This is a genomic window from Pseudomonas sp. GM41(2012) (assembly GCF_000282315.2).
GTDB lineage: Bacteria > Pseudomonadota > Gammaproteobacteria > Pseudomonadales > Pseudomonadaceae > Aquipseudomonas.
The window spans coordinates 983,890-1,004,719 of record NZ_AKJN02000007.1 but is presented as its reverse complement, the minus strand read 5'-3'; the positions used below and the strand labels follow the sequence as shown (position 1 = coordinate 1,004,719).

Annotated in this window: 20 protein-coding genes and 1 pseudogene; 10 read left to right on the top strand and 11 right to left on the bottom strand. The window is 60.2% G+C overall.

The genetic code is table 11. From position 1 onward, the window contains the following. Nucleotides 1-24 precede the first annotated feature (24 nt). Both PMI27_RS09970 and PMI27_RS09975 read right to left on the bottom strand, forming a co-directional pair. Nucleotides 25-471 carry a DUF2442 domain-containing protein gene (locus tag PMI27_RS09970; RefSeq protein WP_008149173.1) on the bottom strand — a complete coding sequence of 149 codons (447 nt, stop codon included), beginning with the start codon at nucleotides 469-471 and terminating at the stop codon, nucleotides 25-27. Further along, nucleotides 468-896: a hypothetical protein gene (locus PMI27_RS09975; RefSeq protein WP_008149175.1), complete on the bottom strand. Its 429-nt coding sequence runs from the start codon at nucleotides 894-896 to the stop codon at nucleotides 468-470. Before PMI27_RS09975 ends, PMI27_RS09970 begins: the two co-directional genes overlap by 4 nt. 314 nt (nucleotides 897-1,210) lie before the next feature. Between PMI27_RS09975 and PMI27_RS09980 the strand changes: the two genes are divergently transcribed. From PMI27_RS09980 to PMI27_RS09990, 3 genes are all read left to right on the top strand, one after another. Then, a complete protein-coding gene (locus tag PMI27_RS09980; protein WP_008149177.1) occupies nucleotides 1,211-2,122 on the top strand; it encodes a LysR family transcriptional regulator in 912 nt (303 codons plus the stop codon). Nucleotides 2,123-2,263: 141 nt separating this feature from the next. Further along, nucleotides 2,264-2,704, top strand: a complete 441-nt coding sequence (gene aroQ / locus PMI27_RS09985; RefSeq protein ID WP_008149179.1) for a type II 3-dehydroquinate dehydratase — start codon at nucleotides 2,264-2,266, stop codon at nucleotides 2,702-2,704. A 5-nt stretch (nucleotides 2,705-2,709) separates the two neighbouring features. Further along, nucleotides 2,710-3,564, top strand: a complete 855-nt coding sequence (locus tag PMI27_RS09990; protein WP_008149181.1) for a shikimate dehydrogenase — start codon at nucleotides 2,710-2,712, stop codon at nucleotides 3,562-3,564. Nucleotides 3,565-3,630: 66 nt separating this feature from the next. Here PMI27_RS09990 and PMI27_RS09995 read toward each other — a convergent pair whose 3' ends face one another. Beyond that, nucleotides 3,631-4,308: a TetR family transcriptional regulator gene (locus PMI27_RS09995; RefSeq protein WP_008149183.1), complete on the bottom strand. Its 678-nt coding sequence runs from the start codon at nucleotides 4,306-4,308 to the stop codon at nucleotides 3,631-3,633. 102 nt (nucleotides 4,309-4,410) lie between these two features. Then, nucleotides 4,411-6,312, bottom strand: coding sequence for a 3-dehydroshikimate dehydratase QuiC (gene quiC / locus PMI27_RS10000; RefSeq protein ID WP_008149185.1), 1,902 nt, complete (start codon nucleotides 6,310-6,312; stop codon nucleotides 4,411-4,413). A gap of 407 nt (nucleotides 6,313-6,719) precedes the next feature. Between quiC and PMI27_RS10005 the strand changes: the two genes are divergently transcribed. Then, on the top strand, nucleotides 6,720-8,036 hold the full coding sequence (locus PMI27_RS10005) for an MFS transporter (RefSeq protein ID WP_238545912.1): 1,317 nt from the start codon (nucleotides 6,720-6,722) through the stop codon (nucleotides 8,034-8,036). A gap of 45 nt (nucleotides 8,037-8,081) precedes the next feature. On the opposite strand, the gene PMI27_RS10010 is transcribed toward PMI27_RS10005, so the two are convergent. The 4 genes from PMI27_RS10010 to PMI27_RS10025 form a co-directional block, all read right to left on the bottom strand. Next, entirely contained in the window at nucleotides 8,082-8,960 is an 879-nt protein-coding gene (locus tag PMI27_RS10010; RefSeq protein ID WP_008149189.1) for a DMT family transporter, read from the bottom strand. A gap of 111 nt (nucleotides 8,961-9,071) precedes the next feature. Continuing rightward, entirely contained in the window at nucleotides 9,072-9,887 is an 816-nt protein-coding gene (locus PMI27_RS10015; protein WP_008149191.1) for a sugar phosphate isomerase/epimerase family protein, read from the bottom strand. A 2-nt stretch (nucleotides 9,888-9,889) separates the two neighbouring features. Next, the gene (locus PMI27_RS10020) at nucleotides 9,890-10,945 is read right to left on the bottom strand and encodes a Gfo/Idh/MocA family protein (RefSeq protein WP_008149194.1); all 1,056 of its coding nucleotides are present in this window, start codon (nucleotides 10,943-10,945) and stop codon (nucleotides 9,890-9,892) included. Nucleotides 10,946-11,157: 212 nt separating this feature from the next. Beyond that, a complete protein-coding gene (locus PMI27_RS10025; RefSeq protein WP_008149196.1) occupies nucleotides 11,158-11,934 on the bottom strand; it encodes an IclR family transcriptional regulator in 777 nt (258 codons plus the stop codon). A 177-nt stretch (nucleotides 11,935-12,111) separates the two neighbouring features. On the opposite strand from PMI27_RS10025, the gene PMI27_RS10030 reads away from it, so the two are divergent. From PMI27_RS10030 to PMI27_RS10040, 4 genes and pseudogenes are all read left to right on the top strand, one after another. After that, nucleotides 12,112-13,845 (top strand): FAD-dependent oxidoreductase, encoded by a 1,734-nt coding sequence (locus PMI27_RS10030; protein ID WP_008149198.1) that lies wholly within the window; start codon nucleotides 12,112-12,114, stop codon nucleotides 13,843-13,845. Between the two features lie 3 nt (nucleotides 13,846-13,848). Then, nucleotides 13,849-13,968 (top strand): annotated as a pseudogene (locus PMI27_RS32330) (aldo/keto reductase); the annotation flags it as partial. A gap of 216 nt (nucleotides 13,969-14,184) precedes the next feature. After that, complete coding sequence (ypfJ, locus tag PMI27_RS10035) at nucleotides 14,185-15,078, top strand: KPN_02809 family neutral zinc metallopeptidase (protein WP_008149200.1); 894 nt, start codon at nucleotides 14,185-14,187, stop codon at nucleotides 15,076-15,078. Further along, on the top strand, nucleotides 15,079-16,038 hold the full coding sequence (locus tag PMI27_RS10040; RefSeq protein ID WP_008149202.1) for an alpha/beta hydrolase: 960 nt from the start codon (nucleotides 15,079-15,081) through the stop codon (nucleotides 16,036-16,038). It abuts the gene before it with no gap. A 98-nt stretch (nucleotides 16,039-16,136) separates the two neighbouring features. Here PMI27_RS10040 and PMI27_RS10045 read toward each other — a convergent pair whose 3' ends face one another. From PMI27_RS10045 to PMI27_RS10055, 3 genes are all read right to left on the bottom strand, one after another. Continuing rightward, nucleotides 16,137-16,730 (bottom strand): HAD family hydrolase, encoded by a 594-nt coding sequence (locus tag PMI27_RS10045; protein ID WP_008149204.1) that lies wholly within the window; start codon nucleotides 16,728-16,730, stop codon nucleotides 16,137-16,139. Then, a complete protein-coding gene (gene tesB / locus PMI27_RS10050; protein ID WP_008149206.1) occupies nucleotides 16,727-17,596 on the bottom strand; it encodes an acyl-CoA thioesterase II in 870 nt (289 codons plus the stop codon). The genes PMI27_RS10045 and tesB overlap by 4 nt, the downstream gene beginning before the upstream one ends. Nucleotides 17,597-17,699: 103 nt before the next feature. Continuing rightward, nucleotides 17,700-18,269, bottom strand: a complete 570-nt coding sequence (locus tag PMI27_RS10055) for a GNAT family N-acetyltransferase (RefSeq protein WP_008149208.1) — start codon at nucleotides 18,267-18,269, stop codon at nucleotides 17,700-17,702. Nucleotides 18,270-18,341: 72 nt separating this feature from the next. Between PMI27_RS10055 and PMI27_RS10060 the strand changes: the two genes are divergently transcribed. Then, complete coding sequence (locus PMI27_RS10060; protein WP_008149211.1) at nucleotides 18,342-19,262, top strand: histone deacetylase family protein; 921 nt, start codon at nucleotides 18,342-18,344, stop codon at nucleotides 19,260-19,262. A gap of 283 nt (nucleotides 19,263-19,545) precedes the next feature. Further along, entirely contained in the window at nucleotides 19,546-20,787 is a 1,242-nt protein-coding gene (locus PMI27_RS10065) for a TIGR03862 family flavoprotein (protein WP_008149214.1), read from the top strand. Nucleotides 20,788-20,830 lie beyond the last annotated feature (43 nt).

The following is a 20,830-nucleotide window of genomic DNA, read 5'->3' as shown; positions in this document are numbered from 1 at the left end:
TCACGACGGCTTTTTTGTGCGTGCTTAAAGGGTGATATCGGTCTTGCGCGGACGCCCGCCCTTACGGCCATTTACCCGCGCAGCCTCTGCTTTGGCAGCGCTGCTTTGGCGACCATTACGCGAGGCGATGACCGACGCGGCCATATCCATCAGCGGCTTGCTGGCCGAAACCATCCCGGCAATGGAGACCTGCAGATCCTTGCCCTCGTGGCAAAGGGCGGTCCCGGAAAAGCCGACTTTCAGGTCTGCGAAATCCTCGACGTCGAAATCATCGAACTCCGGATAGTGCTGCACGGGCAACAGCACGCCACTGCCATCAATGAAATTGACAGCCAGGCACGGTTCCACAAAGGTCACCGAAGTCGCCTGCAGGCCGCCTTTGTGGCGCACCTGGCCACGCTGGATGGCTTCATCCAGCACGGCTTCGGTTACAGGCCGATCCACCAACATTTTTGCTGTTATCGTTTTCATAGTTCGATCTCCACGCCCTCCGGAGCGCCCATCAGCGCCAGCAGGGTCTTGTTCGTCTCGGGCTCATAGCAAGCCGAGCCAATCATGCACGTCGTACTGGCGACCCTTTTTACCACCACGACTTCACTGGTTTGCCAGTCCCATATCTGATGATCGAGGCAGACCGTGTGCAGCTTGTCCCACCAGATACATCGGGCGCGGCGCAAATGAGCGGGTTGTCCGAGGGCGTGACGCAACCCTTCCAGCACCGCCACAGGTGGCCTGCGAGAATGAGGAACCACGTCCCACAGCTCGACACTGTTGTGCCAGAAACTGAATTTGAAGCGCGCACTCCAGGTTCCGGCATCCACATGTGCATGCGGCGGGCAATGCTCATCGCGCAACATGATCACCATTGAAAACCCTTTGTAGCTGAATAATCGCATGCTAACCCATCCGTTAGGTTAATGAGCCCGAAGACCCGACATTCCCTGAAAAATCCGATAACTGGCGCTGTGCTGAATCATCACTGCGACTTTTGAGACTAGCGCCAAGGCTCGGCTCGGGCCGGTGGATAACACCGCAAAATAGTAAGCAATCCTTTCCTCGCGCCTACAAAAAAGCCGTCCCGAGGACGGCTGTCTTGGCTGTCAGGAAATCAACCCGACTGGTTTGCTCATCACGAACGCCCTGTATCTGTGTGCAGGCATCTGATAAACACTGACTCACACACTTCATTTGATCCCCGGTGTAATCAATCATGCAGCGACAATTCGACGATCTTCAACTGGGCAGCATCGAGCTGTTTTGCCTGGCCGCCGAGGCCGGCAGCTTTACCGCTGCCGCACTGGGCGCTGGCGTAACGCCCGCAGCCGTAAGCCGTTCGGTGTCGCGAATGGAAGAACGCCTGGGCGTGCAGTTGTTCGCCCGCACCACCCGCAGCGTCAAACTGACCGACAGTGGTCGCCGGTATTACGAAGAATGTCGCCAGGCGCTGGTGCAACTGGTCGAGGCCCAGCGCGAGGTCATGGGCCAGCAGCAACAGCCTTCCGGCACCTTGCGCATCAGCATTCCCACCACCTATGCCCATCACCGGATTCTGCCGTTGTTGCCGGCTTTCCGGGCGCGCTTTCCAGCAGTGAAGGTCGAGTCGCACATCAGTAATCGCAACATCGATTTCGTCGGTGAAGGCTATGACATGGCGATCCGCGTGCGGGCGATTCCGGATTCCGGCCTGATCGCCCGACAGTTGGAAGACGCCGCGCTGGTGATGATTGCCAGTCCTGACTACCTCAAGCACGCGGGCATTCCACAAACGCTGGATGATCTTAAACAGCACGAGTGCATCCAGTACGAATTGCCCAGCAGCGGTCGACGGATTGCCTGGCTGTTCAACGACAATGGCGTGCACCGGGAGATTCTGGCCGAGGGCAATTTCAGTTGTTCCGACGATGTGCTGGGCGGCGTGACCCTGGCCAAACATGGCGCGGGACTGTTCCAGACCTATCGCTTCATCGTCGAAAACGAACTGGCCGATGGCTCGCTGGTGGAAGTGCTCAAGCCGTATGGCGGGCGCTCGCGACCGTTCACCCTGCTCTACCCGCAAACTCGCCATATGCCATTGCGTTTAAGGGCGTTCATCGATTTTCTGGTTGAGCATCTGCCCCGCTGAAAAGCCGAAACCGTCCGATCACCGCACACATTAACCCTGAGAACAGCCTCTTCAATTGACCAAATTAACCAGCTAGTACAATTTATCTCCACAGGCTGAAACCCTCGGCCAATGCCAAAAACAATAAGTGGAGAGACCCCGATGTCCCCTATCGTTCTGGTGCTCAACGGCCCCAATTTGAACCTGCTCGGCACCCGTGAGCCGGCGACTTACGGCCACGAAACCCTGGCCGACATCTCAGCCTTGTGCGGTCGTGCCGCCGAAGAGTTCGGCCTGGCGGTGGAGTTTCGCCAGACCAATCATGAAGGCGAACTGCTCGACTGGATTCACGCCGCTCGCGGCCGTTGCGCCGGGATCGTCATCAACCCGGCCGCCTGGACCCACACCTCGGTCGCGATCCGCGATGCCCTGGTCGCCAGCGAATTGCCGGTGATCGAAGTCCACCTGTCCAACGTTCATGCCCGCGAGCCCTTCCGCCATCACTCTTTTGTGTCGGCCATCGCCACAGCGGTGATGGCCGGTTTCGGCAGCCACGGCTATCGCCTGGCGCTGGAGCATTTCAGCCAACGTTTGAAGGGGTGAAGGCCGTGACTCAGACCAACGCTGTACTGGCCGGACTGATCGGCGCCGGCATCCAGGCTTCTCGCACCCCTGCCCTGCACGAGCATGAAGGCGATGCCCAGGGTTTGCGTTACCTCTATCGCCTGATCGATCTGGACCCGTTGAAACTCGACAGCGGCGCCCTGCCCGACCTGCTGATCGCCGCCGAGCGGATGAACTTCACCGGCCTGAATATCACCTTTCCGTGCAAGCAGACGATCATCCCGCTACTCGACGAATTATCACCGGAAGCCCGCGGCATTGGGGCGGTGAACACGGTCGTGCTGAAGGACGGCAAACGCATCGGCCACAACACCGATTGCCTGGGCTTCGCCGAAGGTTTCCGTCGCGGCTTGCAGGGCGTTGCCCTTGAGCGCGTCGTGCAAATGGGTGCCGGTGGCGCCGGTGCGGCAGTGGCCCATGCCCTCTTGAGTGAAGGCGTACAGCTGCTGAACATTTTCGACGTGGAGATCAGCCGCGCCCAGAGCCTGGCGGACAACCTCAATCAACATTTCGGCGTCGGCCGGGCGGTGGCGGGCCATGACTTGCCGAGCACCCTTGCCCAGGCTGACGGCCTGGTAAACACCACCCCGATGGGCATGAAAAAACTACCGGGCATGCCAGTGCCGGTGGAGCTGCTTAGAGGTGAATTGTGGGTGGCGGAAATCGTTTACTTCCCGCTGGAAACCGAACTGCTGCGCAACGCCCGCGCGTTGGGTTGCCGAACGCTGGATGGCGGCAACATGGCCGTATTTCAGGCGGTGAAGGCGTTTGAGTTGTTCAGCGGCGTGGTGCCGGATGCGCAGCGAATGCTCGAGCATTTTCAGAGCATGAAGGGTTAAACATCAAAAGATCGCAGCCTGCGGCAACTCCTACAGTGGATGGCGTGCTGCGATCTTTCAAATGAATCAGGCCTGCAGATACCGCAAAACCGACTCGCAGATCATCTCCCGATGACGCTGCTTGATGCTTTCGTCCGGCAAGTCGACCTGAAAGATCTCACCGAAAGTATGGCGGTTCGACACGCGATAGAAGCAGAACGAGCTGATCAGCAGATGCACATCCAATGGCTCGAGCCCCGCGCGGAACACACCGTCCTCCGCGCCGCGACGCAAAATCTCGCCCAGTGAATCGAGGATGGTGTTGTTCATCGCCTTGATCGCATCGGAGCGCTTCACGTATTCAGCGTTGTGAATGTTCTCGATGCTGACAATCCGCACAAAATCGACGTTGCGATCATGATGGTCGAACGTGAATTCCACCAGCCGCCGAATCGCTTCCACCGGCGCCAGTTCGGCCAGGTGCAGACGGTTTTCGGTGCTGCGGATATCGCCGTAGAGTTTCTCCAGCACCTCGACGTAGAGCTGTTCCTTACTGCCGAAGTAGTAATAGATCATGCGTTTTGAGGTGTGGATGCGCTCGGCAATCGCATCGACACGAGCGCCGGAAAGCCCCTGCTGGACGAACTCGACAATCGCCTCTTGAAGGATATTCTCGCGGGTCTTTTCCGGGTTGTTCTTGCGACTCTTGCGCGGCTCGACAATCGGCTCGTCGGGCGCTGCGGAGAGTTCTGAAGTTATCGTCATTGCGGGCTCACGGCCATCACTGCACAGGTTGGCGATTATGGGCCGCGCCGCACAGTGAAGGAAGCCGCGCGGCGGCGGTTTGTACCCATGTTTACGATTTTCCTACAACTTTGCCTGACGTACGGCACCGCTTCGAGACTTGGCCATGGCCGCCAGTCGCACCGCGACGTTGGCTGCGCCGTAACCTGCGTAAGCGTTCTTGCGCTGGATGATCTCGAAGAAGAAGCGTCCTTCGAACGGTTCGGTGTACACATGGAACAGCTCGCCACCTTGGGCATCGCGGTCGTAGAGCACGTTGTAATAGGCCAGTTCGCTGAGGAACTCGTCGTCAAAATCGAACCGCGCGGCGAGGTCATCGTAGTAATTGAGCGGGATATCCAGCAGCGGTACGCCCGCCTCTTTCGCCCGGCTGACTTCGGCAAAGATGTCGTCGCAATCGAAGGCGATGTGATGCACGCCGGAGCCGCGATAACTCGACAGTGCATGTGAGATCGCGGTGTTGCGGTTCTCGGAAATGTTCAGCGGCAAGCGGATCGAACTGTCCCGACTGCGCAGCGCCCGACTCTTTACCAGACCGTACGGGTCAGGCAGCACCACTTCATCGTCGGCCTCGAAATCCAGCAGGCTTTTATAGAACAGCACCCAACTGTCGAGGCTGTCGGCCGGCAGCGCCATGGCCATGTGGTCGATGCGCTTGAGACCGCCACTGGCCACGGCGGTGGGTTGCAGATTGAAGTCGGTGCCGTAGACATCGGCGTCCTGGTCCACCAGATAAATCAGGCTGCCATCCGGTGCGCGCACTGCGGCGAGCTCCAGTTCATTGGGGCCAACCAGCCCGCGATACGGCTGACCTTTATAAGCCACGGCCCGAGCCAGCGCACTGGCGCTGTCCTTGACCCGCACGGCGGTGGCGCACAGCGAGGGGCCATGAGCCTCAAAAAAACTGTGGGCGAACGAGTAAGGCTCGGAGTTGAGGATCAGGTTGATATCACCCTGACGCAGCAAGCTCACGCTCTTGGAACGATGCTGGCCGGCTTTGACGAAACCCAACCGCTCCAGCCAATGGGACAGCTTGGCGCCAAGGCTTTCGTCCACGGCGAATTCAAGAAACTCGATGCCGTTGTACTCGCTGGCCTTGGGCGTCTCGAACAGAATGTCGACTGTGGCCGGTGGCGTGGCTTCCTGCGCCAGACGCTCGCGAGTTTTCTCTTCCAGGTACAGCAACGAGCGCAAACCGTCGGCGGCATTGGCCCGTGGCGGCGCGGCGCGGAAGCCGTCGTTGAAGATCTCCAGCGACAACGACCCGGTGTAACCGCTCTTGATGATTGGCGCGAGAAAACCCGGCAGATCGAATTCGCCCTGGCCCGGGAAACAGCGGAAATGCCGGCTCCACTCCAGCACGTCCATGGCCAGGATCGGCGCGTCGGCCATTTGCACGAAGAAAATCTTGTCGCCGGGAATCTCGGCGATTGCGCTCGGATCACCCTTGAGCGACAGCGTGTGAAAACTGTCCAGCAACACGCCGAGGTTTGGATGATCGGCCTGACGGACAATGTTCCACACCTGTTGATAAGTGTTCACGTGGCGGCCCCAGGCCAGCGCTTCGTAACCGATGCGCAAACCACGAACACCGGCGCGTTCGGCCAGCAAGCGCAAGTCGTCGATCAGAATCTGTTCGTCACCGATGGCGTCGGCCGAAGCGTTGCTGCACACCAGCACCAGGTCGGTGCCCAGTTCCTGCATCAGGTCGAACTTGCGCTCGGCCCGCTCCAGGTTGCGCGGCAGGCGGTCACGGCGGCAGCCCTCGAAATCCCGGAAGGGTTGAAACAGCGTGATCGCGATCCCGAGATCGGCGCACATCTGTTTAATTTCCCGCGGACTGCCGTCGTAGTAGAGAAGGTCGTTTTCGAAAATTTCCACCCCGTCGAAACCGGCGGCGGCGATGGCTTCAAGTTTTTCCGGCAGGGTACCGCTCAAGGACACGGTGGCAATGGAACGCTGCATATTTCGACTCCCGGTGGTGGAGACAATCTTGTTATCGACATCGCACGCTTTCGCTTTTACGTAGGAGCTGTCGAGTGAAACGAGGCTGCGATCTTTTGATCTTAAAAACCGACATCAAAAGATCGCAGCCTCGTTTCACTCGACAGCTCCTACAGGGATCGCGTTTATCTGTGAGCGAATTATTGGCCGGGGGAATCTGCACAGCAATTCAAAGTGTACTATCCAGTTAGTTTTGCGTGCGATTATCGAACACAATGACCCTTGGCGAATTGACGATTTTTCGTCCACTGCGCAACATCAACGCCACATTGGGGCCCGTCATCAACCACGGGCCCCGGTGACCAAAGACCCAGAACACCACATAAAAATAATCGGTGGCCTACATGACTCCTTCTGAAAGCTCTTCCATGGAGCGTTCCTCCATGACTCCTGCCACTGGCGGCATCGGCGACAAGATCCGCGGTGCGATGGCGGTCGGCAAAACCCGTTGGGGCATGCTGGCGCTGGTGTTCTTCGCCACCACCCTGAACTACATCGACCGCGCCGCACTGGGCGTGATGCAGCCTATTCTCGCCAAGGAAATGAGCTGGACGGCGATGGACTACGCCAACATCAACTTCTGGTTCCAGGTCGGCTACGCCATCGGTTTCGTGCTGCAAGGCCGGTTGATCGATCGGGTCGGCGTCAAGCGCGTGTTCTTCTTCGCCGTGCTGCTCTGGAGCCTGGCGACCGGCGCCCACGGCCTGGCCACTTCGGCCGTCGGCTTCATGGTCTGCCGATTCATTCTGGGTCTGACGGAAGCTGCCAACTACCCGGCGTGCGTGAAGACCACCCGGTTGTGGTTCCCGGCCGGTGAACGCGCCGTGGCCACCGGCATCTTCAACGCCGGGACCAACGTCGGTGCGATGTTCACCCCCATGTTGTTGCCGCTGATCCTCCACGTCTGGGGCTGGCAGGCCGCGTTCCTGTGTATGTCGTCGCTGGGCGGAATCTGGTTGCTGTTCTGGGGCTTGAAGTACTTCAACCCGGAAGATCACCCGAGCGTTAAACAATCGGAACTGGACTACATCCAGAAGGAAGTAGAGCCGGAACAATCCCGCGTACCGTTCTCGAAAATCCTGCGCATGCGTGGCACCTGGGCCTTCGCCCTGGCTTACGCGATTACCGCGCCGGTGTTCTGGTTCTACCTCTACTGGCTGCCGCCGTTCCTCAATCAGCAATACAACCTGGGGATCAACGTGACCCAGATGGGTATCCCGCTGATCATCATCTACCTCACTGCCGATTTCGGCAGCGTCGGCGGCGGGATCCTGTCCTCGTTCTTGATTGGCCGCGGCGTCAACCCGATCAAGGCGCGGCTGATGTCCATGTTCCTGTTCGCCTGCTGCATCGTCGGCGTGATTATGGCGGCGGGTTCGAGCAGCCTGTGGGTCGCGGTGTTCGCCATCTCCCTGGCCATCGGTGCGCACCAGGCCTGGACCGCGAATATCTGGAGCCTGGTGATGGACTACACGCCTAAACACATGATGAGTACGGTGTTCGGCTTCGGTGGCATGTGCGCGGCCATCGGCGGGATGTTCATGACCCAGTTGGTCGGCCACATTCTGACGATCACCAACAACAACTACACCGTGCTGTTCACCATGATTCCAGCGATGTACTTCATCACGCTGATCTGGATGTACTTCATGGCACCGCGCAAGATTCCGACCGTCACCCCGTAAAACCCCTCCCCCGGCAGGCCTGATTCCAGGCCTGCCCTGCTGCTCTCACCGACGACTCTGCTGCCAGGCGGCTGCCAACCCGCTGCAACAAATCACCGCGATCCCCACCACGGTGGTCAGGGTCGGTGTGTGAGAAAACAGCAACCAGCCCAGCAAACCGGCAAAGACAATCTGGCAATAACCAAACGGCGCCAACAATGCCGGGGCGGCGTGACGGAAGGCTTGCGTCAGAAACAGGTGAGCCGTCATCCCGCAGGCGCCCAGCGCCACCATCATGAATCCATGCCCCAGGCTGGGGACTTGCCAGAAGAATGGCACCAGCGCGCTCATCACCAATGTGTTGCACAGCCCGGCGAAAAAGTTGCTGGTGGTCGGGCTGTCGATGTTGCTGAGCTTGCGGGTGAGCAACTGATAGAAGCAGAAAAACAGCGCCGAGCAGAGTGGCAGCAACACCGCCGGGGTAAAGAGTTCTCCGCCGGGATGGACGATGATCAACACGCCGATGAAGCCGCAAATCACCGCAATCCACTGGCCACGCGTGACGTGCTCGCGCAGCAGTGGCACCGACAGCGCAGTCACCAGAACCGGCGCAAGAAAGTTGACCGCCGTGGCTTCGGCCAAGGGGATGTACTGCAAGCCGGTGGTGAAAAACAGACTGGTGCCCAACAGGCACAACGCCCGCAACAGCTGAAGTAACGGCCGTTTGGTTCGTAGGACACCCAGCCCGGATTGCGGCAGAAAAATCCCGGCCATCAGTAAGGTGTGAACCAGATAGCGGGCCCACACCACCATGACGATCGGGTAGAAGCCCGAGAGGTACTTCGACAAGGCGTCGTGACTGGAAAACAGGAAGGTCGCAACGACGATCAGCAGAATCCCTTTGAAGGGTTGGTTTACGCCGGAGAGCGGAGTGCTGACGGTCATTGGATATCCTTTGTTTTTAAAGTCAAAAGCATCGCGGGCACGCCCGCTCCCACAGGTTCACTATTGTCCTTGTGGGAGCGTGGCTTGCCCGCGAAAGGTGCGCAGCACCGCTTACAGCCGCGCTAACAATTCACGGGTTTTACTCAACGCCATCCGCGCCCGCTGCAACCCGCTCACGCCCTGCTCAAGTAATTTCACGGTGGGGATCTCCAGGCTCAACGGGATATCAGCCGGTAAACATTGCAACAACCCCGCCAGATCACAATCGCCATCGCCCGGAAAACGCCGCTCGTTACGGGCCTGGCGCAGAATTTCCGCCATGTCCGTCGGCCGTGGCCCGGCAACGTCGCACAGCTGGGCATACCGTAACCGTGACGGGGCAACTGTGGCCAGAGCTTCCAGCCGTGAACCCGAACGGTCGAAGTGAAACGCATCCACCAATACCGCGCCGTTTTCACGCCCCGCGTTTTCGACGACGCGCACCGCCTGTTCGAGATTGCGCGCATCGGTCCACGGCATGAATTCCAAATGCGGATGAAGCCCGTAAGGTGCCGCCAGATCACACAGCCGAGCGAAGTTATCGGTGAGCCGCTGTTCGTCAGAATCGTTACCGGCCACCAGCAATTCACTGGCAGCGAATTCGGCACCGACCGCCAGAATCTTCTCGAAATCGGCGACGACGGTTTCCGGTTTAAGACGCAGGATTTCGACATCCAACACACGAATGCCGGTATCGCGCAGTCGCGCCAACGTCCTGCGCCGTAACCCGACATCGGCGACCAGCGCAAAGTGATGTTCTTCAGGCGTCGCAGGCTCCAAGCGTAATCCGACATGACTGTAACCAGCCTGTGCTGCCACTTCGACCATCTCGGGCGGTGACAATTCCAGCACCGTCAGGCTGGCCAGGGAAAAGATCCGATTGTTCATGCTCAACCCTCGATCAAGGTCGGTGCGCAGGCACGGCCGGTTTCGGCGGCCTCGCGTATCGCTTCAATCAGCGCCAACGTGCGGGCGGCATCGGCGACGCTTACCAACGGCTCGACTTCCCGACGCACCACGCGCACGAAATGCTGCAACTGCAAACGCAGCGCTTCATCGGCGCTGAAGCTTTCCTGCACCGGCAGCAACGGCTGATGCCATCCCCCATCAGTGTCGGCGTAGTGCCAACGCTTGAGTTGCGGAATGCTCAACGCACCACCGGTCCCGGCCAGCAGATAACACGGCTGATCGGCCTGACGTGGGTACGCCGGGTTCTCGCCGGAATCCAGCTCCCAGCTCCAGGGTGCCGCGACCGCATCCGAACCGGTCAGGCTACCCAGCGCGCCGCTGTCGAATTGCAGCAACACCGCCGCGCAATCTTCGTTGGCAAACCCGCGTACCGCGTTGCTGGTGATCGCCTGAACCTGCCGCACTTCGCCACACAAATGCCGGAGCAGATCGAGGTCGTGAATCAGGTTGGTCAGCAACATTCCCGCGCCGGGTTCGCGGCGCCAGGGCGTCTCGAAATAGCTGTCGGGTTTGCGCAACTGCCAGAGCGCGGTCACCGTCGTCAGCCGGCCCAACGCGCCGCTTTGCACCAGCTCATGGGCGCGGACGATCAGCGGGTTGTGGCGGCGATGATGACCGACCAGCACAGGAACGCCCGTGGCTTTAGAAGCGGCGACCAGTTTGCTGACTTCATCCCTGTGCACGCCCACCGGTTTTTCCAGCAGGACCGGCACGCCGACAGCGAGGCAATCGAGTGCGGTGCTGACGTGCAGCGTGTTCGGGTTAGCGACGATCACCGCGTCTGGCTTGACCTGCTCCAACATCTGACGTTGATCAGCGAAATACGCCACGCCCCACTCGGCGGCCAGGCCCATTGCTTGCGGACCCGGATCGGCCACTGCGCACAAGGTCGCTTCCGTCAGCGACTTCAGATGCTGGTAGTGCTGCTGGCCCATATTGCCAGCCCCGATCAGGGCAATACGCAGGGGTGAATGCATCGTGCGGTCCTCTTGTGATTATTGTTGGAAGGGCGAATTCCAACAATTTAGAACCTGGTTCCAGATTCTCACACAAGTAAACCGCAAAAGTGTGCGAACAACGCACAGCTTCTGTAGGAGCAAAGCTTGCTCGCGATGAACGATGACGCGGTCTGTCTGAGACTCCGCGGCGCCTGCATCGCGAGCAAGCTTTGCTCCTACAGGGGTAGTGGTCAGCTGAATAGCTCAGACGCCAGACTGGCCGCCGACAGTTCATCGGCAAACTTCAACAACAGCGGCGCCAACTCATGCAATCGCGCCCCCGGCATCCGCGCGCTCGGCCCGGCGATGCTCAGCACACCGATGACTCGACCATCACTCGGATGTCGCACCACCGCAGCAATCGCCGAGGTGCCCACCGCCGAACTCTCCTCGACCCAGGCATAACCCTGCTCCCGCGCAAGGCGCAGGCGTTCCAGCAGTTCGATGTTGGAGCGCGGTGCATTCGGCCCGAGGTCCTTCGGCCGCTCGCCACCCTGCCGCTCAACCAGGGACAGCGCCTCGGCATCGCTCATACACGCCAGCCACGCATGCCCCGACGCGGTATAAAACAAAGGCGCATCGCGGCCCATGTCCGGGTCGTAACGCAGGCCGGAACGGGCGCCCTGGGATTTGGCAATCCAGATCTGCCGCTCACCTTCAATCACCCCAAGACGCACCAGCTCGCCGGTTTCCTGGGCGAGGCGATCAAGCACCGGCTGCACAATATCGGCGCCGCTGCCCGACAGGTAACGGAAACCCATGGCCACCAGTTTGGTCGACAGGTGATACCGCAGGTTCTCCGGATTCTGTCGCACGTAACCCAGCCGAATCAGCTCGGCGAGCAACCGGTGAGTCGCGCTTTTGGGAATATCCAGTTGCTCCGCCAGCGTCTGCATCGGCAGGCCACGAGGATCACTGGTGAGGCTTTCAAGCACGCTGAAAACACGTTCGATCTGACTGCCGGCCATGGGAGGTTCCACACAAAATTTGTCCGATTCTAGAAGACAACCGACCGAATGCGAAATCTGGAACCCACTGTCCGATAACCGCCCGCTTTACCCGTTGAACAGTTGCCGAGCCCGATCACGCTCCTATATTTTCTGGAATCAAATTCCAAAAAACACAAACCGCTGGAGCTTCAGACGATGCCTGCCGAATCAAAAAACCTCCCGGATATCGATTGCGACGTGCTGATCGTCGGCTCCGGTGCGGCTGGGTTATCGACTGCTGTGACAGCCGCGTGGCACGGCTTGAAAGTCATCGTGGTCGAAAAAGATCCGGTGTTCGGCGGCGCCACGGCGTGGTCCGGTGGCTGGGCCTGGGTGCCGTGCAATCCCTTGGCCCAGCGCGCCGGGATCGTCGAAGACGTCGAGCAACCGCGCACTTACCTGAAACACGAATTGGGCGAGCGTTATGAGCCGGCCATGATCGATGCGTTCCTCGAAGCCGGGCCGCGGATGGTGGCGTTCTTCGAGCAGCACACCTCACTGCAATTCGCCGACGGCAACGCCATTGCCGACATTCATGGCGACACGCCCGGCGCCGGCACCGGTGGACGTTCGGTCATCGCGGCGCCTTATGACGGGCGAAAAGTCGGCAAGCTACTCAAGCGTCTTCGCAAGACTATGCGGGAAACGTCATTCATGGGCATGCCAATCATGGCAGGTGCGGACCTCTCGGCCTTTCTCAATCTGACGCGCTCACTGTCCGCAGCTTGGCACGTGACCCGGCGCTTTTCGCGGCACCTGCTCGACCTCGCTGTGCATGGTCGGGCGATGCAACTGGTCAACGGTGTAGCGCTGGTGGCTCGGTTGGCAAAATCCGCCGAAGACCTCGGCGTATTGCTCTGGGAGTCGGCACCCGTTACCGAGCTGCTGCGCGAAAACGATCAGGTCCGAGGCGCGGTGGTCAGCACTGCCAAAGGCAAAATCCGCATCCATACACGCAAGGCTGTGGTGCTGGCAGCTGGCGGATTTGCCAATGACATCGAGCGGCGCAAGGCATTGTTTCCCCGTACGCCAACCGGGCACGAACACCTGGCGCTGCCGCCCCTCGGCGTAGCTGGCGATGGCTTGCGACTGGGTGAAAGCGCCGGCGCCAGGGTCGACACCAACATGGCGTCGCCCGTGGCCTGGGCCCCGGTTTCGCAAGTGCCACACAAGGACGGCAGCATCGGCCACTTCCCGCACATCATCGAGCGCGGCAAACCGGGGATCATCGGCGTGTTGAGCAACGGCCAGCGCTTCGTCAACGAAGCCAATGGCTACTACGACTATGTGACGGCCATGGTCGCCGCCGCGCCGAAGGGCGAAGCCGTCGCCTCCTGGCTGGTCTGCACCCATGGCTTTCAGCGGCGTTATGGCTTGGGTATCTCTCGGCCGTTTCCAGTGCCGTTGTCGTCCTTTGTCCGCAGCGGCTATCTGAAAACCGGTAACACGATCGAGGAATTGGCCAAGGCCTGCGGCATCGATCCGAATGGTTTGCGCCGCACTGTGTCCGAATACAACCGGCACGCGCGCACCGGTGAAGACCCGCTGTTCGGTCGCGGCTCGACGCCTTACAACCGCAAACAGGGTGATGCGTTGCAGCAACCCAACCCTTGCGTCGCCCCGATCGAACAAGGCCCATTCTATGCCGTGAAGGTCCAGCCCGGCTGCTTCGGCACCTTCGCCGGCCTCAAGGTCAATCAACACGCCCAGGCTCTCGGCGAATCGGGCGAGGCCATTGCCGGGCTGTACGCAGCAGGCGGCGACATGGCCAGCATCATGGGCGGGCACTACCCCGCCGGCGGCATCAATCTTGGTCCGGCGCTGACCTTTGGCTACATCGCCGCGCGACATATCGCAGGCATTACTGCTTACGAACAGGAGATCGACTAATTCCTGGTGGCGCTCGAGGTGAACCTGGATGACGAAGACCGTGCGTTGATCGCCGGTTTGTCCAAACACGAACGCCAGGTCAATCCAGACTTTGCGCCAGTGTGGGATGCGTTCGACCAGTGATTCCCTCGATGCAGGCGGTCGCCTGCTCGATAAAAACCCGTCGACTGAAGGAATTAGATGGGTTGTCCGTGTTCAATACGAGTCTGGAAGACTCCCGGCCACCCACCACAGGTTGCCGGGACGGCTGCTGTGCGCAACAAAAGATGGACGACCGGACTGGCGCCGCTCCCACTCAGCAGCAACACTCATCCCCACGGACAATCAGAGGATTCCCACATGCTATGGAAAAAAGGCCGACGCAGCGACAACGTGGTCGATGCCCGTGGAGATGATGTCGGCAGTGGCGGTGGCGGGATGCGCTTCGGTGGCGGCAAGGGCCTGAGCCTGACGGCGATTATCTTGATCGTCGGGATCGGCTGGATCACCGGCCAGGACCCGCTGCAAATCCTCGGGCAACTAACCGGGCAGATGAGCGAGCAATCAGCACCGGCCCCGACTCAAACCCGCAAGGCACCGCCGGCCACTGATGAAGGAGCCGAGTTCGTGCGCTCGATCCTCGGCGATACCGAAGACACCTGGGGTCAGATTTTCCAACAGGCCGGTCGTCAATATAAGGACCCGACCCTGGTGCTGTTCAGCGGCCGCGTCAACTCGGCCTGCGGTCTGGCCAGTTCGGCGACCGGTCCGTTCTATTGCCCGGCGGACCAGAAGGTCTACCTGGACATGAGCTTCTTCCAGGAAATGTCCCAACGTTTTTCCGCCGCTGGCGACTTCGCTCAGGCCTACGTGATCGCTCACGAAATCGGACACCACGTGCAGACCTTGCTCGGTGTGTCGGCGAAGATTCAGACCGCCCGCCAACAGGGTCGGCAGATGGAAGGCGACGGCGGTTTGCTGGTACGCCAGGAACTGCAGGCCGATTGCCTGGCCGGAGTCTGGGCCAACAATGCGCAGAAACGGCTGAACTGGCTGGAACCCGGTGACATCGAAGAAGCCTTGAACGCCGCCAATGCCATCGGCGATGACCGCTTGCAACAGCAAGGTCAGGGTCGTGTGGTGCCGGACTCGTTTACTCATGGTACGTCGGCGCAAAGGGTGCGCTGGTTCAAAATCGGCTTCGCGCAAGGCCAGGTCGGCCAGTGCGATACCTTTGCAGCGAAAAACCTATAAATGAATAAGTGGCTGTTAGCTCTACTGATCACCTGCGCAAGCGCCCAGGCTGCCGAGCATGCGGTCAAAGAGGTCAGCTCTGGACGCCTGCTGCTGACGGCAGGTGAAATCGCGGTGGGCATCGGCACGGCGCCGACGAAAATCGAACGCGTGCTGATCATCATCCATGGTCGATTGCGCAATGCCGATACCTATCGCCAGAGCGCCGTGCACGCGGCCGAACAGGCCGGGCAAACCGCGAGCACCTTGGTGATCGCCCCGCAATTTCTCAATGAAACCGACGTCGCGGCCCATCCCGTGGCCGACAGCGTATTGCGTTGGCAGGGCAATGACTGGATGGAGGGCGGTGTATCCAGCGCTCCGTTTGCCATGAGTTCCTACGCGGCGCTCGACGAAATCATCGCCCGAATCGGCGATCGAAAACAGTTTCCGGATGTGAAGCAAATCGTCATCGCCGGTCACTCCGGCGGCGCTCAGGTGGTGCAGCGATACGCGTTGCTGGGCCACGATCAGCCAGCGCTCAAGGCGGCCGACATACAGGTGCGTTACGTCATTGCCAACCCGTCGTCTTATGCGTACTTCGATGAACGACGGCCGGTGGCGTTCAAACACGCCGGTTGCCCGAATTTCAATCGCTGGAAATATGGACTGGTGGATTTACCCGCCTATGCCAAAGGGCAAAACGCCAAGCAGTTGGAGGAAAACTACGTCAAACGCGATGTCGTTTATCTACTCGGGCAGCAGGACAGCGACCCGAAGCAGCCGGCGCTGGATAAAAGCTGTGAGGCCCAAGCTCAGGGCGCCAATCGATTGGCTCGCGGGCGCAATTATTTTGCTTATCTGAAGCGGCTGCATCCTCAAGGATTGAGTCAGCAACTGATTGAAGTGCCCGGGGTCGGGCATGACGGGGATGGGATGTTTAACTCGCCGCAGGGGCAGAAGGCGTTGTTTGGTCAGTGAGTTGTGTATTGCCTGATCTGACGTCATCGCGGGCAAGCCTTGCACCTACAAGAGCGACGCATCACCTGTAGGAGCAAGGCTTGCCCGCGATGAGGCCCTCAAGCGAACAACATTTCCCGCAACGCCACGCAATCGGCCGCATGCCAATCCGTCAACTCAGGCCAGGGATTATCCGGCAGGTTCACCAACACCGTCCGCGCCCCTGCCGCCCGACCGCAATCCAGATCAAAACGGTAGTCACCGACCATCACCATCTCACTGGCCGGGACATTCCAGGCCTGGGCCAACTTCAGCAAACCACCGGGATGCGGTTTTGGCGGTGCTTCATCACGGCCCAGTACATCCTCCACCGCGAAGCAGTCGGCCAGGCCGATCGCCTCTAGCGTGACATGCGCCAGTTCGCGCGCATTGCGCGTGAGAATGCCCAGGCGATAACCGCGCCCGGCCAGCTCGCGCACCAGCTCTACCGCGCCCGGTGCCGCTTTCGAACCCAGTGCCAGGTCTCGTTCGTGTTCCAGCAACCACGCATGTTTGGCGGCGGCTTCATCGGCCGGCAGCGTGGCGAGGTGGGTCAGGATGTCGTGTTCGGCAGGAATCGCCAACGCCACGCGGATCGCCGCGAAGTCATGCACGGCCACCGTCAGGGTGCCGTCCATGTCGAACACCCAGTGCCGCACCTCGGCCAGGCTCATGCCCAATCCTTGCGGTGGCGAATCAGGCCTTCCTGCGTGACCGACGCCACCAGTTGCCCGGCACGATTGAACACGCTGCCACGGGAAAAGCCGCGCGAGTTGCCCGCCCAAGGGCTGTCCATCGCATACAGCAACCAATCATCGGCACGTAGATCCTGATGGAACCACAGTGCGTGATCGAGGCTGGCGACCTGCATGTCTTTCTGCCAGACCGACTTGCCGTGAGGCTGCATCGACGTAGTCAGCAGACCGAAGTCCGAGGCGTAGGCCAGCAAGTATTTATGCAGCGCCGGAGAGTCGGCCAAGGCACCGTCGGCGCGAAACCAGACGTACTTGATCGGATCGGACGGCTGCGGGTTGTAGGGATCTTTCTCGGTGATCGGTCGGAACTCGATCGGTTTCGGGCACAGAAATTTTTCGCGCATGTGCTCGGGAATCAGGTGCGCGCGCTGCTGAGTGAGCTCCAGCTCCGACGGCAGGTTCTCCGGGCCGACCACAACCGGCATCTCGGCCTGGTGCTGGAAGCCTTCTTCGTCGTACTGGAACGACGCGCTGCAGGTGAAAATCGGGTTGCCCTTCTGGATCGCCGTCACCCGGCGCGTGCTGAAACTGCCACCGTCGCGCACCCGATCAACCTGATAAACCACCGGCAACGCGGAATCGCCGGGACGCAGGAAATAGCCGTGCATCGAATGCACATGGCGCGCTTCTTCGACCGTCTGACTGGCCGCCGACAGGGACTGACCGATCACCTGACCACCGAACAGCTGACGAAAACCCAGGTCCTGGCTACGGCCACGGAACAGGTTTTCTTCGATCGGTTCCAGGGTCAGCAGGTCAACCAGATCATCCAACACTTGGCTCATTCAGACTCTCCTCACACAACGCATGCCGCGCAGTCTTGGCTGCGACGGTCGATTCAATTTCTGGCCAGGGCCCATGGGAGCCATTGTAAACGTCCGTGCCGGCTTATCCATGCAAGGTTTGCAGCCATTGTTCACGGGTGATGCGGTACAGCGCATGGTGACGCAGGGGATGATCGGCCGCGAGCATCGGGTGGTCGAAATCATCGGCTGAATCATGGTGCATGCCGATGGCCTGCATGACTTTCTGCGACGGCGTGTTGGTTTCGGTGGTGAAGGACACCACTTCTTTCAGCGCCAACCGGTCAAACCCGCAACGCAGAGCGGTCCACGCCGCTTCACTGGCGTAGCCAAGGCCCCAGTGCTCGCGGGCCAGGCGCCAGCCGATTTCGGTGGCCGGGGTAAAGCGTGCGTCGAAGCCAACCACGGCGAGCCCGGTAAAACCGATAAATGCCCCGGTATCCTTGCGCTCCAGCGCCCAGAGACCGAAGCCATGTTCGGCAAAATGGCCACGAATCCGTCCGATCAGCGAGGCACTTTCCAGACGACTTAAAGGTGCCGGAAAATATCGCATCACCTGCGGATCGGCGCACATCGCCGCAAACTCCGGCAAATCTTCATCGCTCCACTGCCGTAACAGCAGTCGCGCGCTCTCGAGTTCCAGTATCGGTTCCATCATCTCCCCCTTTCCATGCCGCAAGTCTACAACGCTGGTAGGATCCGTCCTTCATTCCTACGTTAATTCGTCATGCCCCTGCCCCTGATCTACCACGAAGACTACAGTCCCGAGTTCCCGGCGGATCACCGCTTCCCCATGGACAAGTTTCGCCTGCTGCGCGATCACCTGGTGGACAGCGGACTGACTCGCGACGCCGATCTCCTGCGCCCCGACCTCTGCCCGCCAGAGATTCTCGCGCTCGCACATGACCCTGCGTATATCGAACGCTACATGGGCGGCGAGTTGTCCCGCGAAGACCAGCGGCGCCTCGGCCTGCCCTGGAGCGAAGCCCTGGCCCGGCGCACGGTACGGGCGGTTGGCGGCTCGCTGCTGGCGGCCGAGCAGGCGCTGGAACATGGTTTGGCCTGTCACTTGGCCGGCGGCACCCATCACGCTCACTATGACCATCCTGCCGGGTTCTGCATCTTCAATGACCTGGCCGTGATCAGCCATTTCCTGCTGGAAAGCGGCCGTGTGAATCGGGTGCTGATCTTCGACTGCGATGTGCATCAGGGCGATGGGACTGCACGGATCCTGCACAACACCCCGGAAGCGGTGACCGTTTCCCTGCACTGCGAGAAGAACTTTCCTGCACGCAAAGCCGAAAGTGACTGGGACATTCCACTGCCCATGGGCATGGGCGATGCCGATTACCTGAAGGTGGTGGACGATGCGCTGAATTATCTGCTGCCGCTTTACCAACCTGACCTGGTGTTGTACGACGCCGGCGTCGATGTGCATAAAGATGACGCGCTCGGCTACCTGAAGCTGACTGACGAAGGCGTCGCCGCCAGAGACGAAAGTGTTATGCGCCATTGCCTGGGCCGGGATATTCCGGTGGTCGGGGTCATCGGCGGCGGCTACAGCAAGGACCGCAAGGCGTTGGCGCGCCGTCATGGAATCCTGCATCACAGCGCGCAACGAGTCTGGCAGTCATCAGGTTGTCATTGAGGTGTGGGTCTTTACCCACAATGCCTGTGGAACTGCCTGTGGATAACCTGAGTGAAAGGTCCTGCAGGCTATGTGCTGTGTAGCCTACAGAGCGCTGGTTGTTTTTTGATCACCCTCTTATAAACACAACAGAGCCCATGTGGGAGTGAGCCTGCTCGCGATAGCGGAGGCACATCCAGCAATTGAAGTGACTGTCAGACCGCTATCGCGAGCAGGCTCGCTCCCACAGGTAATGGTGCTGGTAGAATGCCCGGCTTCATTCCGCCATACCGCAGCGCATCCCATGACTCAGCCCTCGACTTCCCTCCCCCCTCACGTCGCCATCATCGGCGGCGGCCCCGCCGGCCTTATGGCCGCCGAAGTGCTGAGCCAGGCCGGGATCAAGGTCGATCTGTACGACGGCATGCCTTCAGTGGGGCGAAAATTCCTGCTGGCCGGCGTGGGTGGCATGAACATCACCCATTCCGAAGCCTACCCGGCATTTCTCTCACGCTACGCCGAACGCGCGCCGCAGATTGCGCCACTGCTGCGTGGCTTCGGTGCCGATGCGCTGTGCCAATGGATTCATGACCTGGGCATCGAAACCTTTGTCGGCAGCTCCGGCCGAGTCTTCCCTACAGACATGAAAGCCGCCCCCCTGTTGCGTGCCTGGCTCAAACGCCTGCGAGACAGCGGCGTCGTTATCCACACCCGTCACCGCTGGCTCGGCTGGGATGACAGCGGTGGATTGCGCATCGACAGCCCCGAAGGCGAAAAAACCGTCAAACCTGACGCCACCTTGCTGGCCCTCGGCGGCGGCAGCTGGTCGCGGCTCGGCTCGGACGGCGCCTGGATGCTGGCACTGGAACAACACGGCGTAGGACTCGCGCCGCTGCAACCGAGTAATTGCGGCTTCGAGGTGCAGGCCTGGAGCGAGTTGATGGTCAGCAAATTCGCCGGTGCACCGCTGAAAAACATCGCCATTGGCCTCAATGACGACGTGCCGCGACTCGGGGAATGTGTGATCACGGCAACCGGGATTGAAGGCAGTTTGATCTACGCCTTGTCGGCGCCGATCCGCGAAGCCATCAATCAACACGCCTCGGCGACCATTTACCTGGACCTGTTGCCGGGCAGACCTGTGGATAAAGTGCAGGCTGCGCTGAGCAAACCACGCGGTTCACGTTCCATGGCTAAACATCTGCACAGTCAGCTCGGCATTGATGGCGTGAAAGCGGCTCTGCTGCGCGAACTCACTCCAGCCGAATACTTCGCCGATCCGGTGCAGCTGGCTAAAGCGATCAAGGCGCTTCCACTGACACTGGTGAAAGCCCGCCCACTGGACGAGGCCATCAGCAGTGCGGGTGGCGTGATGTTCGAAGCGATGGATGAACGTTTGATGCTCAAGCAACTGCCGGGCGTGTTCTGCGCGGGGGAAATGCTGGATTGGGAAGCGCCGACGGGGGGCTATCTGCTGACCGCGTGTTTCGCCAGTGGGCGAGCGGCAGGGTTGGGGATGGTGGAGTGGTTGAAGCACAAGGCTTGAAACCGAGTTGATCCCTTCGCGAGCAAGCCCGCTCCCACAGGGG